This window comes from Salmonella sp. 32120201201600049SM (assembly GCF_017572835.1).
GTDB lineage: Bacteria > Pseudomonadota > Gammaproteobacteria > Enterobacterales > Enterobacteriaceae > Salmonella > Salmonella enterica.
In genome coordinates, this window is sequence record NZ_JAGESA010000010.1 from 121,271 (window position 1) to 137,000 (window position 15,730).

General features: G+C 52.1%; 12 protein-coding genes. 10 read left to right on the plus strand and 2 right to left on the minus strand.

Features of this window, described 5'->3' with window-relative positions:
- Positions 1–6 precede the first annotated feature (6 nt).
- A complete protein-coding gene (focA, locus tag J4650_RS18160; RefSeq protein ID WP_023993631.1) occupies positions 7–864 on the minus strand; it encodes a formate transporter FocA in 858 nt (285 codons plus the stop codon).
- Positions 865–1,268: 404 nt separating this feature from the next.
- Positions 1,269–3,029, minus strand: coding sequence for a 30S ribosomal protein S12 methylthiotransferase accessory factor YcaO (gene ycaO, locus J4650_RS18165; RefSeq protein WP_023993632.1), 1,761 nt, complete (start codon positions 3,027–3,029; stop codon positions 1,269–1,271).
- 136 nt (positions 3,030–3,165) lie between these two features.
- On the opposite strand from ycaO, the gene J4650_RS18170 reads away from it, so the two are divergent.
- The 10 genes from J4650_RS18170 (at position 3,166) to lpxK (ending at position 15,726) form a co-directional block, all read left to right on the plus strand.
- Positions 3,166–3,858: a DUF421 domain-containing protein gene (locus J4650_RS18170; RefSeq protein WP_000642868.1), complete on the plus strand. Its 693-nt coding sequence runs from the start codon at positions 3,166–3,168 to the stop codon at positions 3,856–3,858.
- A gap of 185 nt (positions 3,859–4,043) precedes the next feature.
- Positions 4,044–5,132, plus strand: a complete 1,089-nt coding sequence (gene serC, locus J4650_RS18175; RefSeq protein ID WP_000079590.1) for a 3-phosphoserine/phosphohydroxythreonine transaminase — start codon at positions 4,044–4,046, stop codon at positions 5,130–5,132.
- A 70-nt stretch (positions 5,133–5,202) separates the two neighbouring features.
- Positions 5,203–6,486 (plus strand): 3-phosphoshikimate 1-carboxyvinyltransferase, encoded by a 1,284-nt coding sequence (aroA, locus tag J4650_RS18180; RefSeq protein ID WP_001727827.1) that lies wholly within the window; start codon positions 5,203–5,205, stop codon positions 6,484–6,486.
- 142 nt (positions 6,487–6,628) lie between these two features.
- The gene (locus J4650_RS18185) at positions 6,629–7,390 is read left to right on the plus strand and encodes a M48 family metallopeptidase (RefSeq protein WP_000792301.1); all 762 of its coding nucleotides are present in this window, start codon (positions 6,629–6,631) and stop codon (positions 7,388–7,390) included.
- Between the two features lie 172 nt (positions 7,391–7,562).
- The gene (gene cmk / locus J4650_RS18190) at positions 7,563–8,246 is read left to right on the plus strand and encodes a (d)CMP kinase (protein ID WP_000125007.1); all 684 of its coding nucleotides are present in this window, start codon (positions 7,563–7,565) and stop codon (positions 8,244–8,246) included.
- 113 nt (positions 8,247–8,359) lie between these two features.
- Positions 8,360–10,033, plus strand: a complete 1,674-nt coding sequence (gene rpsA / locus J4650_RS18195; protein ID WP_000140324.1) for a 30S ribosomal protein S1 — start codon at positions 8,360–8,362, stop codon at positions 10,031–10,033.
- Positions 10,034–10,188: 155 nt separating this feature from the next.
- Complete coding sequence (ihfB, locus tag J4650_RS18200) at positions 10,189–10,473, plus strand: integration host factor subunit beta (RefSeq protein WP_000167332.1); 285 nt, start codon at positions 10,189–10,191, stop codon at positions 10,471–10,473.
- A gap of 229 nt (positions 10,474–10,702) precedes the next feature.
- A complete protein-coding gene (locus J4650_RS18205; RefSeq protein WP_023993633.1) occupies positions 10,703–12,967 on the plus strand; it encodes a ComEC family protein in 2,265 nt (754 codons plus the stop codon).
- A gap of 36 nt (positions 12,968–13,003) precedes the next feature.
- On the plus strand, positions 13,004–14,752 hold the full coding sequence (gene msbA, locus J4650_RS18210) for a lipid A ABC transporter ATP-binding protein/permease MsbA (protein ID WP_000551246.1): 1,749 nt from the start codon (positions 13,004–13,006) through the stop codon (positions 14,750–14,752).
- Positions 14,749–15,726, plus strand: a complete 978-nt coding sequence (lpxK, locus tag J4650_RS18215; protein WP_000561679.1) for a tetraacyldisaccharide 4'-kinase — start codon at positions 14,749–14,751, stop codon at positions 15,724–15,726. The genes msbA and lpxK overlap by 4 nt, the downstream gene beginning before the upstream one ends.
- Positions 15,727–15,730 lie beyond the last annotated feature (4 nt).

The following is a 15,730-nucleotide window of genomic DNA, read 5'->3' on the forward strand; positions in this document are numbered from 1 at the left end:
AACAGATTAATGATGCTCGTTACCACGCAGGTAAATGACCCAGTATGTCAACCCGACCAACAAACCGCCGCCGATAATATTACCGATCGTGACCGGAATCAGGTTATCAGTGATGAAGCTCATCACGGTCAGGTGAGAAAAACTTTCCGGAGACGAACCAACCGCGGCCCAAAACTCCGGTGTAGCAAAATCGCGTATTACAATACCCATAGGAATCATAAACATGTTTGCGATACTGTGCTCAAAACCGCTGGCGACAAACATGGCGACGGGCAGTACCATGATGAACGCTTTGTCCATCAGGCTACGACCTGAGTAGCTCATCCACACGGCCAGACAAACCATCAGGTTCGCCAGAATACCGAGGCAGACAGCTTCAATAAAAGTGTGGTGCATTTTGTGGTCGGCGGTTTGCAGGACGTTAAGTCCCCATTGACCGTTGGCAGTCATATACTCGCCGGAAAGCCACATCAGTAACACGAAAAGCAGAGCGCCAATCAGGTTACCAAAATAGACGTTTAACCAGTTTTTAGCCAGTTGCCCCCAGGTGATGCGACCGCTAGCTTTAGCTACAACGATCAGAACAGTAGAGGTGAAAAGATCAGCGCCGCAAATAACACAGAGAATCAGTCCCAAAGAGAAACAGATACCCCCGATAAGTTTCGCCATGCCATAAGGCATCGCGCCAGTACCGGTTGTCGCAGTAATATAAAAAACAAAGGCAATTGAAATGAATACGCCGGCGGTAATCGCCAGATAGAAAGTCTTAAGCGGATGTTTCGTTGCTTTATAGACGCCTGCTTCTTCAGCCACTTTGGCCATTGCTGCAGGGAGTAAAAGGTCAAAAGGGTTGTCAGCTTTCACACTAACTCTCTCTTTATTAAGTCGGCGACGAGATACTAACAAAGCATTATAGATGAGAATTTGATATAGATCATATCTCGCCTGGCTTATAGGCCCGTAAGTCGCATGGCTTTTATGCAATTACGGTGTAACTTTTTGATTATCCTAATAAAAATAAATTTTAAAAATTATAAATAGAGTTGAATTTTTTCCTGACTCCTCCTGCTGCACGGTTAATTAATATGGAGTAATCAACAAATAAAGTAACATCACTATGTCAATTAATTTAATATCAACAACCAATATTTAACCTTGTTATTACATTTTTCGCCGTTTAGTGAAAATAAATAAAACGGGGCCGCAAAGGCGCCCCGTAATATAACGCAGCCGAGAGGGTAAACCTACCCTAAGTCACTCATATGGACTTATTTTGACCAGTATGCCGCTTTCGCGCGCTGTAATTTATCATACGCTTTTAACAAGGACTGATGCGCCGGGAACGCTTGTAGATCGTGGTCGACAGCCGGTAGTCCATAAAAAGCCGCTTCACCGCTAAGCGCGGCGCTGGCGGCTTCTACAGCCTCTGCGCCATACATTTTTATAAAAGCATTGAGATATTGCAGCGGCTGACGCGCATCTTCTTGCGACAGGAGCAGCAGCGTTTGCAGGCAACGGTAATAGTTTGCGCGTACCGGACTAAAGACCGACGAATTGAACTCCATCGTCCATTCTGTCCAGATTAGCGCCTGCTCCAAATCGCCGCCCGCTAACGCTAGCATTGCTTTTAATTCGCCGACGCGCAGTGTATACCAACCATTGTCCGCTCCGGTCGCCAGACCCAACAGCTCACGCACGCGGGTGAAATCGTCAAAACCTTCTTCATCCAATTGTTCAATCAGATTGAGATAGTCTTCTTTATTCCAGGCGCTACCGGGCAGCGAAAGCAGAATCTCACGAAGATGGCTACCCATATTGTTGTTGGCCAGCCACAGATCTTCGGCAGGATAAATATCAGACATTCCCGGTACGATAATACGACAGGCGTATACGCCGAGATGCTCGTAATCGGCAATGTAAACTTCTTTATCTTCAGCAGCGAAGATGGCCATCAGCGTGGCGAATTCTTCTTCGGTAGTGCCGGAGAAACTCCAGTCCGTGAACGGGTAATCGGCGTCCTGTTTGAACAGATCCCAGGAAATCAGGCCGCTGGAGTCGATGAAGTGGGTCTCCAGATTAGTGTGCTCCGCGACTTCTTCATCATCGAACGTTGGCGGCGTGAAGACATCAAGATCTTTCAGACCGCGTCCCTGGAGTAGCTCGGTCACTGTACGTTCCAGCGCAACGCCAAAGTCAGGATGGGCGCCAAAAGAAGCAAAGCAGGTACCGTTAGCCGGGTTGAACAGCACGACGCAGATAACCGGATACTTACCGCCCAGCGAGCCGTCATAGGCGAAAATCGGGAAACCCTCGGCTTCCAGCGTGGCGATTGACTCCATTACCGCCGGATAACGCGCCATCACCTCTGCGGGAATCTCCGGCAGACTGATACTTTCCGCAATGATGCGATTTTTCACATAACGCTCGAAGACTTCCGACAGTCCCTGAACGCGGGCTTCATTACGCGTATTGCCGGCGGACATTCCGTTAGAGACGTACAGGTTGCCGATAATATTCATCGGAATATACACGGTCTGGTTATCGGACTGACGGGTAAATGGCAGGCCGCAGACGCCGCGTTCTTCATTGCCGGACTGAAGATCAATTAACTGGCTTCCGGTGAGTTCATTTTCCGGATCGTAAAACGCGCGCAGACGGGCATCAAGCAAGCCTTCCGGTACGTCGTCATTTTCAGTCAGCGGGAACCACTTTTCATTCGGATAATGCACGAACGGGCTGTTGGCGATGGTTTCACCCAGCCAGAAATCAGCAAAAAAGTAGTTGGTTGACAGACGCTCGAAGTATTCGCCCAGCGCCGAGGCCAGCGCCGCTTTTTTGGTCGCGCCTTTTCCGTTGGTAAAGCATAACGCGCACTCTTTATCGCGAATATGCACTGACCAGACGTTTGGCACCGGGTTCAGCCAGGAGGCCTCTTCGATGTGAAAGCCGAGGTCGAGTAACTTTTGCTGGAAGCGGGCGATGGAATCTTCCAGCGCGGCGTCTTTGCCGGGAATAAATGTTTGCGTCATGAAAATCACTTTTGTCGTACGGAAAGCGCGCAATGATACGGGTTTTATGTGACGGGCGCTATCTCGCCGGGACATCGGCGGAAATAAAAGTATTGGCTATGCTTTTACACTGGAATTCACAGGAAGAGCATAAAAAATGAAAGCATTTGATTTGCAACGAATGGCGCTGGATAACGTGCCGGTAGCGTTTTTGGGGGAAGTGGCGCTACGTAGCTTTTACACCTTTGTTCTGGTGTTTCTTTTCTTAAAGGTGACAGGACGACGCGGCGTACGGCAAATGTCGCTTTTTGAAGTGCTGATCATTTTGACATTGGGGTCGGCGGCAGGCGACGTCGCGTTTTATGATGACGTTCCGATGCTCCCTGTTCTGGTGGTATTCATCACCCTGGCGCTGCTCTATCGCCTGGTCATGTGGCTGATGGCGCATAGTGAAAAGTTGGAAGATCTGCTGGAAGGCAAGTCGGTGGTCATTGTTGAAGACGGCGAACTGGCGTGGGAAAAACTGCAGCGCTCGAACATGACGGAGTTTGAGTTTTTTATGGAGCTTCGCTTGAATGGCGTTGAGCAACTGGGGCAGGTCAGACTGGCCATCCTGGAGACAAACGGACAAATCAGCGTCTATTTCTTTGAAAATAAAGACGTTAAGCCGGGGTTAAGCATTCTTCCTGAGCACTGTACGCCACGCTTTATCGTGGCGCCGGAGGCTGGCGACTATGCCTGCGTACGTTGCAGTGAAGTGATACGCATGAATGTCGGGGAAAAGCAATTATGTCCGCGCTGCGCAAATCCAGAATGGACGAAGGCAAGCCGGGCTAAACGCGTTGTTTAACAGCGAAAATATCGGATTTATACGGTTAATCCGGAAGATTCTGTTGTGTGACGCATGCCGCATTTTCTCCTCGCATTGTTTTACCCATTGCGGCGCGTGTCACTGAATGATAAAACCGATATTCACATGAATAACGTTTGCCTGATGTCTGTCAGGCAGGAAACAATGCAGCGTGGTGAGGGGAAATGGCTCAGGTCTTTAATTTTAGTTCAGGTCCGGCGATGCTACCGGCGGAAGTACTTAAACTGGCGCAACAGGAACTGCGTGACTGGCACGGCCTTGGTACGTCGGTAATGGAAATTAGCCATCGAGGCAAAGAGTTTATCCAGGTCGCTGAAGAGGCGGAGCAGGATTTTCGCGATCTCCTTAATATCCCCTCCAACTATAAAGTCTTATTTTGTCACGGCGGCGGTCGCGGGCAGTTTGCTGGCGTGCCGCTCAATCTGCTGGGCGATAAAACCACGGCGGATTATGTCGATGCCGGTTACTGGGCGGCGAGCGCCATCAAAGAAGCCAAAAAATACTGTGCGCCGCAGATTATCGACGCCAAAATCACCGTTGACGGCAAACGTGCCGTAAAACCGATGCGCGAGTGGCAGCTTTCCGATAACGCCGCTTATTTACACTATTGCCCGAATGAGACCATTGACGGCATCGCCATCGATGAAACGCCTGATTTTGGCCCGGAAGTGGTCGTCACGGCGGATTTTTCTTCTACCATTCTGTCTGCGCCGCTGGATGTCTCTCGCTATGGCGTAATTTATGCTGGCGCGCAGAAGAACATCGGTCCGGCAGGACTGACGCTGGTTATCGTCCGGGAGGATCTGTTAGGCAAGGCGCATGAGAGCTGCCCGTCCATCCTCGACTACACCGTCCTGAATGATAACGACTCGATGTTTAATACACCGCCGACTTTCGCCTGGTATCTTTCCGGTCTGGTGTTCAAATGGTTGAAAGCGCAGGGCGGCGTGGCGGCGATGCACAAAATCAATCAGCAAAAAGCGGAGTTGCTGTACGGTGTGATTGATAACAGCGATTTCTACCGTAACGATGTCGCACAGGCCAACCGTTCACGGATGAACGTTCCGTTCCAGTTAGCGGACAATGCGCTGGACAAGGTCTTTCTGGAAGAGTCTTTCGCCGCCGGTCTGCACGCCTTAAAAGGGCACCGTGTTGTTGGCGGTATGCGCGCCTCTATCTATAACGCCATGCCAATTGAAGGGGTGAAAGCGCTGACCGATTTCATGATCGATTTTGAGCGTCGCCACGGCTAATACGTTTCTTTTTTCATCCCCACGGCCAGTCTGTGGGGTTTTTATTTCTGTTTTTTGAGAGTTGAGTTTCATGGAATCCCTGACGTTACAACCCATCGCGCGGGTCGACGGCGCCATTAATTTACCTGGCTCCAAAAGTGTTTCAAACCGTGCTTTGCTCCTGGCGGCTTTAGCTTGTGGTAAAACCGTTCTGACGAATCTGCTGGATAGCGATGACGTCCGCCATATGCTCAATGCCCTGAGCGCGTTGGGGATCAATTACACCCTTTCTGCCGATCGCACCCGCTGTGACATTACGGGTAATGGCGGCCCATTACGCGCGTCAGGCGCTCTGGAACTGTTTCTCGGTAATGCCGGAACCGCGATGCGTCCGTTAGCGGCAGCGCTATGTCTGGGGCAAAATGAGATAGTGTTAACCGGCGAACCGCGTATGAAAGAGCGTCCGATAGGCCATCTGGTTGATTCGCTGCGTCAGGGCGGGGCGAATATTGATTACCTGGAGCAGGAAAATTATCCGCCCCTGCGTCTGCGCGGCGGTTTTACCGGCGGCGACATTGAGGTTGATGGTAGCGTTTCCAGCCAGTTCCTGACCGCTCTGCTGATGACGGCGCCGCTGGCGCCTGAAGACACAATTATTCGCGTTAAAGGCGAACTGGTATCAAAACCTTACATCGATATCACGCTAAATTTAATGAAAACCTTTGGCGTGGAGATAACGAACCATCACTACCAACAATTTGTCGTGAAGGGCGGTCAACAGTATCACTCTCCGGGTCGCTATCTGGTCGAGGGCGATGCCTCGTCAGCGTCCTATTTTCTCGCCGCCGGGGCGATAAAAGGCGGCACGGTAAAAGTGACCGGGATTGGCCGCAAAAGTATGCAGGGCGATATTCGTTTTGCCGATGTGCTGGAGAAAATGGGCGCGACTATTACCTGGGGCGATGATTTTATTGCCTGCACGCGCGGCGAATTGCACGCCATAGATATGGATATGAACCATATTCCGGATGCGGCGATGACGATTGCCACCACGGCGCTGTTTGCGAAAGGAACCACGACGTTGCGCAATATTTATAACTGGCGAGTGAAAGAAACCGATCGCCTGTTCGCGATGGCGACCGAGCTACGTAAAGTGGGCGCTGAAGTCGAAGAAGGGCACGACTATATTCGTATCACGCCGCCGGCGAAGCTCCAACACGCGGATATTGGCACGTACAACGACCACCGTATGGCGATGTGCTTCTCACTGGTCGCACTGTCCGATACGCCAGTCACGATCCTGGACCCTAAATGTACTGCAAAAACGTTCCCTGATTATTTCGAACAATTGGCGCGGATGAGCACGCCTGCCTAATTTTTCTGTTGCGCCAGTCGACGGGCTGGCGCGCCGAGTCCGCATTCGCACTATTTTTACAATTATGACTAATGCTAATTTGTTGATGATTTAACACATTGATTTATGTGTTTTTTATAATAGTTATCAACGGAAGATTAGTATGAAAAATAAATCATTACTACTGGCGGTGGCGATTTCCGCTACGCTACTGGCAGGATGTAAAAATGGCGTGAATGGCAATTTAATCGCCAGCTCCGGCATGTCAGCCTACAAAGCCGCCACACTGTCCGATGCGGATGTTAAGGCATTATCTAATAATGCCTGTAAACAAATGGACAGCGAGAATCAACTGGCAGGTTCGAAAAGCAAATACACCAAACGTCTGAGCAAAATCGCCAAAGCGCTGGGTAACAACATTGACGGTACGCCGGTTAGCTATAAAGTCTATATGACCAGCGATATCAACGCATGGGCGATGGCGAACGGTTGCGTTCGCGTATACTCTGGCCTGATGGATCTGATGACCGATAATGAAATTGAAGGCGTACTGGGCCATGAACTGGGCCATGTCTCTTTAGGGCACTCCCGCAAGGCAATGCAGACCGCCTATGCCACGCTGGCGGCTCGCGATGCGATTTCCGCCACCAGCGGCGTCGCAGCGCAGCTTTCCCAGTCTCAATTGGGCGATCTGGCGGAAGGCGTCATCAATTCGGCGTTTTCTCGCAGTCAGGAGTCGGATGCGGATGACTTCTCTTACGATCTGCTGAAAAAACGTGGGATTAACACCCAGGGCTTAGTCACGGCATTCGATAAATTCGCCACAATGGACGCAGGTCATGCAAAATCATTGATGGACTCCCACCCGGCCTCAGCCGATCGCGCGCAGCATATGCGCGACAGAATTGCCGAAGATAAAAAGTAAATCATTGTCATCTTTCGGGCTGGTTTCTCGCCAGCCCGCTATAATTGCGCAATTATTCCGCATCTGATTACAGACAAAACTGGTTTTTGCACGCAACGTTAACGGTCGCGAGCGTTGGCGCGTATAATGCGCGGCGTTTACGTTAACGGTACGCCTGTTTAAGGAGATAAAGATGACGGCAATTGCCCCGGTAATAACCATTGATGGCCCAAGCGGTGCAGGTAAAGGCACCTTGTGCAAAGCAATGGCGGAAGCATTGCAATGGCATCTGCTGGATTCCGGCGCGATATACCGCGTACTGGCGCTGGCGGCATTGCACCACCATGTCGATCTCGCCTCTGAAGATGCGCTGGTGCCGCTGGCGTCCCATCTGGACGTGCGTTTCGTCTCAACGGACGGCAACCTGGAAGTTATCCTGGAAGGCGAGGACGTTAGCGGCGAAATTCGTACGCAGGAAGTCGCGAACGCGGCATCCCAGGTGGCGGCATTCCCACGTGTGCGTGAAGCGCTTCTTCGCCGCCAACGCGCATTCCGCGAAGCGCCTGGTTTAATCGCCGATGGACGCGATATGGGGACCGTGGTCTTCCCGGATGCGCCGGTAAAAATTTTCCTTGACGCCTCCTCGGAGGAACGTGCGCATCGACGTATGCTACAGTTGCAGGAGAATGGCTTTAGTGTTAACTTTGAACGCCTTTTGGCCGAGATCAAGGAACGCGACGATCGCGATCGTAATCGCGCTGTAGCGCCGTTAGTTCCTGCTGCTGATGCATTAGTTTTGGATTCTACCCGATTAAGCATTGAGCAAGTGATTGAAAAAGCGTTACAATATGCGCGCCAAAAATTGGCTCTCGCTTAAATGCGACCGAATTTGTAGTACCCCCGTTGCAAAGGATTGACAGCGGGTATGTTAAACAACCCCATCCGGCACGGAGCCAGGTGGACGTTAAATATGAAACCTGAAGATTAAACATGACTGAATCTTTTGCTCAACTCTTTGAAGAATCCTTAAAAGAAATCGAAACCCGCCCGGGTTCCATCGTTCGTGGTGTTGTTGTTGCTATCGACAAAGACGTAGTACTGGTTGACGCCGGTCTGAAATCTGAGTCTGCCATTCCGGCTGAGCAGTTCAAAAACGCCCAGGGCGAACTGGAAATCCAGGTTGGTGACGAAGTTGACGTTGCTCTGGATGCAGTAGAAGACGGCTTCGGTGAAACTCTGCTCTCTCGTGAGAAAGCTAAACGTCACGAAGCATGGATCACGCTGGAAAAAGCTTACGAAGATGCTGAAACTGTTACCGGTGTTATCAACGGCAAAGTTAAGGGTGGCTTCACTGTTGAGCTGAACGGTATTCGCGCGTTCCTGCCAGGTTCTCTGGTAGACGTTCGTCCGGTGCGTGACACTCTGCACCTGGAAGGCAAAGAGCTTGAATTCAAAGTAATCAAGCTGGACCAGAAACGTAACAACGTTGTGGTTTCTCGTCGTGCCGTTATCGAATCCGAAAACAGCGCAGAACGCGATCAGCTGCTGGAAAACCTGCAGGAAGGCATGGAAGTTAAAGGTATCGTTAAGAACCTCACTGACTACGGTGCATTCGTTGATCTGGGCGGCGTTGATGGCCTGCTGCACATCACTGATATGGCATGGAAACGCGTTAAGCATCCGAGCGAAATCGTGAACGTTGGCGACGAAATCAACGTGAAAGTGCTGAAATTCGACCGCGAGCGTACCCGTGTATCCCTGGGCCTGAAACAGCTGGGCGAAGATCCGTGGGTTGCTATCGCTAAACGTTATCCGGAAGGTACCAAACTGACCGGTCGCGTGACCAACCTGACCGACTACGGCTGCTTCGTTGAAATCGAAGAAGGCGTTGAAGGCCTGGTTCACGTTTCCGAAATGGACTGGACCAACAAAAACATCCACCCGTCCAAAGTGGTTAACGTTGGCGACGTAGTGGAAGTGATGGTTCTGGATATCGACGAAGAACGTCGTCGTATCTCCTTAGGGTTGAAGCAGTGCAAATCTAACCCGTGGCAGCAGTTCGCAGAAACCCACAACAAGGGCGACCGCGTTGAAGGTAAAATCAAGTCTATCACTGACTTCGGTATCTTTATCGGCCTGGACGGCGGCATCGACGGCCTGGTTCACCTGTCTGACATCTCCTGGAACGTTGCAGGCGAAGAAGCAGTCCGTGAATACAAAAAAGGCGACGAAATCGCTGCAGTTGTTCTGCAGGTTGACGCAGAACGTGAACGTATCTCCCTGGGCGTTAAACAGCTCGCAGAAGATCCGTTCAACAACTGGGTTGCTCTGAACAAGAAAGGCGCTATCGTAACCGGTAAAGTCACTGCAGTTGACGCGAAAGGCGCAACCGTAGAACTGGCTGACGGCGTTGAAGGTTACCTGCGTGCTTCTGAAGCATCCCGTGACCGCGTTGAAGATGCGACTCTGGTTCTGAGCGTTGGCGACGACGTTGAAGCTAAATTCACCGGCGTTGATCGTAAAAACCGCGCAATCAGCCTGTCTGTTCGTGCGAAAGACGAAGCTGACGAGAAAGATGCCATCGCAACTGTTAACAAACAGGAAGATGCAAACTTCTCTAACAACGCAATGGCTGAAGCATTCAAAGCAGCTAAAGGCGAGTAATCCTCTGAAACTTCGGGTCTTTTAGTCCGAAGTATAACGAGATTACTTGACAGATTGCAGGTTTCGGCCTGTAATCAAGCACTAAGGGCGGCTACGGCCGCCCTTAATCAATCTCACGGCTGCAGCCAATTTGCCTTTAAGGAACCGGAGGAATTATGACCAAGTCAGAATTGATTGAAAGACTTGCAACCCAGCAATCTCACATTCCCGCTAAGGCGGTTGAAGACGCGGTAAAAGAGATGCTGGAGCATATGGCCTCGACTCTTGCGCAGGGCGAGCGTATTGAAATCCGCGGTTTCGGCAGTTTTTCTTTGCATTACCGCGCGCCTCGTACCGGACGTAACCCCAAGACCGGCGATAAAGTGGAACTGGAAGGAAAATACGTTCCTCACTTTAAACCGGGTAAAGAACTGCGCGATCGCGCCAATATTTACGGTTAAGTTTTAACGCAAAACTTGAACCCGAAAAAAGCACCGTCAGGGTGCTTTTTTCATTTATACGCCGTCAGGCGCAAACGCTATTCGACCGAAAACTGGAAAACGTTTCGCATTTTTTGCTGCGTCTTACATTTATCAGGTAAAAAACCTGGAATCCGCGCCGTATAGCACAAAATCCCCTCCAGACAATGGCGTCCTGAACCTGCACACTTTCCCGCACAGGGAGGTGTCTATGAAGATAACGACGGTCAGCGTATGCGTAGTATGCGGCATACTTCCGCTCATGATATTGCCAGTATTACCTGACACGTGGATTCTCGCGGTGCTGTTTTGTCTGGCATGTTTGCTTTGCCTCATACCCCATCACTATGCGCGCTACGCGGCATTAACTTTGCTCTTTTTCATGTGGGGGATATTTGCCGCTAGGCAGGCCATCTGGGCGGGAAACGTCCTGCCCGCCGCGACGCAGGAGGCGACAGTCGTCATTACTGCCACCGATCATATGACCACTCATTATGGGCGAATCACCCATTTGCGCGGAAAGCCGCTCTTTCCTGCTGTAGGGATTGTCCTGCATGGCCAGTACTTACCCACGGAAGTGTGTGCAGGGCAACAGTGGGCGATGACGCTGAAGGTCAGAGCGGTACACGGGCAGCTTAACGAAGGCGGTTTTGATAGCCAACGTTACGCGCTGGCGCAGCACCAACCGTTGACCGGGCGTTTTCTACAGGCTAAAGCGATTAACCCTGAGTGTAGCTTGCGTGGGCGCTATCTTGCTTCGCTTCGCGCTACGCTTGCGCCTTATCCGTGGCAGCAGGTTATTCTGGCGTTGGGAATGGGGGAGCGGGGAGCGGTGTCGCAGGAGGTGAAGGCCGTTATGCGCGATACGGGGACTGCCCATTTGATGGCGATTTCCGGCCTGCATATCGCTTTTGCTGCGTTATTGGCTGCCGGATTAATCCGTGGCGGACAATTCTTTTTGCCGGTCAGATGGATTCGTTGGCAGACGCCATTGCTGGGCGGCATTCTTTGCGCGATATGTTATGCCTGGCTTACCGGCTTACAACCGCCTGCGCTGCGCACGGTGGCGGCACTGAGCGTCTGGGGAGGATTAAAATTAAGCGGACGACAGTGGAGCGGCTGGCAAGTCTGGTGCTGCTGTCTGGCCGCGATTATTTTCGCCGATCCTGTGGCGGTTATATCACAAAGTCTTTGGCTGTCAGCATTTGCGGTTGCCGGCCTGTTATTCTGGTATCAGTGGTTTCCTGCGCCAAACGGAAATTTTCCACGGGGCTTACGTTGGTTGCTTAACCTGCTTCACCTACAGGCAGGCATTACACTTCTGCTTTTGCCTCTCCAGGTGGCGCTTTTTCATGGCATAAGCGTTACCGCAATGCTGGCGAATCTTTTTGCCGTACCCTGGGTCACATTTGTGACGGTTCCACTCATCCTGGCGGGAATGATTCTGCATTTAACCGGGCCGTTTTTTCTTGAAGAGTGGGTATGGTACCTGACCGATCGCGCGTTAGCCGCGCTATTTTACCTGTTGAATGCTTTACCGCAGGGCTGGGTGAATATTGATAACCGTTGGCAGTGGCTGACGTTTTTGCCCTGGCTAATGCTTATCGCGTGGCGATTAAACGTCTGGCGTACCTGGCCGGCGGTCTGTTTATGCGGGTTATTGTTGATGAGCTGGCCACTCTGGCGGCCGATAAACGCCAGTGGATGGCAGGTGCATATGCTGGATGTTGGTCAGGGGCTGGCGATAGCGATCGTCAGGGGCGATAAAGTAATACTCTACGATACCGGTCGGGCATGGCCGGAGGGCGACAGCGGGCAACGGGTTATTATTCCCTGGTTGCGCTGGCATAATCTGACGCCGGAGGGCGTTATTTTGAGTCATGAGCATCTGGATCATCGGGGCGGGCTGCGTTCGCTACAGCAGGTCTGGCCGTCAATGTGGATTCGCAGCCCGTTAGGCTGGCAGGGACATTTGCCCTGTTTTCGCGGTGAGCAGTGGCAATGGCAGGGGCTAACGTTTCAGGCGCACTGGCCGTTACGCGAAAGTGCCGATCGAGGAAATAACCGCTCCTGTGTGGTCAAAGTGGATGACGGCGTACATAGCATCCTGCTCACGGGCGATATTGAAGCGGGCGCTGAACAAAAAATGCTAAGTCGTTACTGGCGACATCTTGCGGCGACGTTTATCCAGGTGCCGCATCATGGTAGTAATACGTCGTCGTCGCTACCATTTATTCAGCGCGTACATGGTGAAGCGGCGCTGGCGTCCGCATCGCGCTATAACGCATGGCGGCTGCCGTCCCGCAAGGTAAAACAGCGCTACCGACAGCAGGCGTATCAGTGGTTTGATACACCCCACCAGGGGCAAATTTCGCTGCGGTTTTCTCCGCAGGGCTGGCGCATACAAGGCTTACGGGATCAAATTTTACCTCGCTGGTATCATCAGTGGTTTGGCGTGTCCGAGGATAACGGGTAGAATATGCGGCTATTTCAACAAATGCTGGTTTTTTGAATGCATAACGATAAAGATCTCTCTACGTGGCAGACCTTCCGCCGACTGTGGCCAACCATAGCGCCTTTTAAAGCAGGTCTGATCGTGGCGGGCATAGCGTTAATTCTCAACGCAGCCAGCGATACCTTCATGCTATCGCTCCTCAAGCCATTACTGGATGATGGTTTCGGTAAAACGGATCGCTCAGTGTTGCTGTGGATGCCGCTGGTGGTTATTGGGCTGATGATATTACGAGGCATCACTAGCTATATCTCCAGCTACTGTATTTCCTGGGTGTCAGGCAAGGTGGTAATGACCATGCGCCGTCGCCTGTTTGGCCATATGATGGGAATGCCCGTCGCCTTCTTTGATAAACAGTCTACCGGTACGCTGCTGTCGCGTATTACATACGATTCAGAACAGGTTGCCTCTTCTTCATCTGGCGCGCTGATTACCGTGGTGCGTGAAGGGGCATCGATCATCGGATTGTTTATCATGATGTTCTATTACAGCTGGCAGTTGTCGATCATCCTGGTTGTTTTAGCGCCGATTGTGTCGATTGCGATTCGCGTTGTCTCAAAGCGGTTCCGCAGCATCAGTAAAAATATGCAGAACACGATGGGACAAGTGACTACCAGCGCTGAACAAATGCTGAAAGGACACAAAGAGGTACTGATTTTTGGCGGTCAGGAAGTCGAAACTAAACGCTTTGATAAAGTCAGCAATAAGATGCGACTGCAAGGCATGAAAATGGTCTCTGCCTCGTCAATTTCCGATCCTATCATTCAGCTCATTGCCTCGCTGGCGCTGGCGTTTGTCCTCTATGCTGCGAGTTTCCCAAGCGTAATGGATAGCCTGACGGCAGGGACCATCACCGTGGTGTTCTCCTCCATGATCGCGCTGATGCGTCCATTAAAATCGCTGACAAACGTTAACGCGCAGTTCCAGCGTGGGATGGCGGCTTGTCAAACGTTGTTTGCGATTCTGGATAGCGAACAGGAGAAAGATGAAGGTAAACGTGTCATTGACCGCGCGACCGGCGATCTCGAATTCCGCAATGTGACGTTTACTTACCCGGGCCGTGAAGTGCCGGCATTGCGTAACATCAATTTGAAAATTCCTGCCGGGAAAACCGTGGCGCTGGTGGGGCGTTCCGGATCGGGTAAATCAACTATCGCCAGTCTGATCACCCGTTTCTACGATATTGATGAAGGGCACATCCTGATGGATGGTCACGATCTACGCGAATACACTCTGGCCTCTCTACGTAATCAGGTGGCGCTGGTTTCGCAAAACGTGCATCTGTTTAACGACACGGTCGCCAATAACATTGCTTATGCCCGGACGGAAGAATACAGCCGCGAGCAGATTGAAGAGGCGGCGCGCATGGCCTATGCCATGGACTTTATCAATAAGATGGATAATGGCCTGGATACCATCATCGGCGAAAACGGCGTACTGCTTTCCGGCGGTCAGCGCCAGCGTATCGCGATCGCCCGCGCCTTACTGCGCGACAGCCCGATTCTGATCCTTGATGAAGCTACGTCCGCGCTGGATACCGAATCTGAACGTGCGATTCAGGCAGCGTTGGATGAGCTGCAGAAAAACCGTACCTCTCTGGTGATTGCGCACCGTCTCTCCACCATCGAACAGGCGGATGAGATCGTTGTAGTCGAAGACGGTATTATCGTTGAGCGCGGCACTCATAGCGAGCTGCTGGCGCAACACGGCGTTTACGCCCAGCTACATAAGATGCAATTTGGCCAATGATTGCGCGTATCTGGTCGGGTGAATCCCCGCTATGGCGGTTACTGCTGCCGCTCTCCTGGCTGTATGGCCTGGTGAGCGGGGCGATTCGTCTGAGCTATAAGCTTGGTTTTAAACGCGCCTGGCGAGCGCCGGTACCGGTGGTTGTGGTAGGGAATCTTACGGCTGGCGGTAACGGTAAAACCCCCGTAGTCATTTGGCTGGTGGAAAAGCTGCAACAGCGTGGCGTGCGCGTGGGGGTCGTTTCCCGCGGCTACGGCGGGAAAGCTGCCGCTTATCCGCTGCTCCTGACGCCTGAGACGACAACCGCAGAAGCGGGAGATGAACCGGTATTGATTTATCAGCGGACCGGCGCGCCTGTCGCGGTGGCGCCTGAACGCGCCGCGGCGGTGAAAGCGATTCTGGCGGCGCATAATGTGCAGATTATTATCACCGACGATGGGTTGCAGCATTACCGGCTCGCGCGAGATATTGAAATTGTGGTGATTGACGGGGTGCGCCGTTTTGGCAACGGCTGGTGGCTTCCTGCCGGCCCTATGCGCGAACGCGCCAGTCGCCTGAAAACCGTGGACGCCGCTATCGTCAATGGCGGCGTCGCCCGGGCGGGCGAAATCCCCATGCAGCTAGCGCCTGGACTGGCGGTGAACTTACGTACGGGAGCGCGTTGCGATGTGGCGCAACTGAGCAATATTGTGGCGATGGCGGGCATCGGACATCCGCCGCGCTTTTTCGCCACGCTGGAAGCCTGTGGCGCGCATCCGCAAAAGTGCGTCCCGCTGGCCGATCATCAAACGCTCGCCCCTGCTGACGTTCAGGCGTTGGTCGGTGAAGGGCAGACCCTGGTAATGACGGAAAAAGACGCGGTGAAATGCCGTGCTTTTGCCGAAGATAACTGGTGGTTCTTACCGGTTGATGCGCGTTTGTCCGGTGAGCAGCCTGATAAGTTGCTTGAACATATCACCTCGCTGGTTCGCTAGCGTA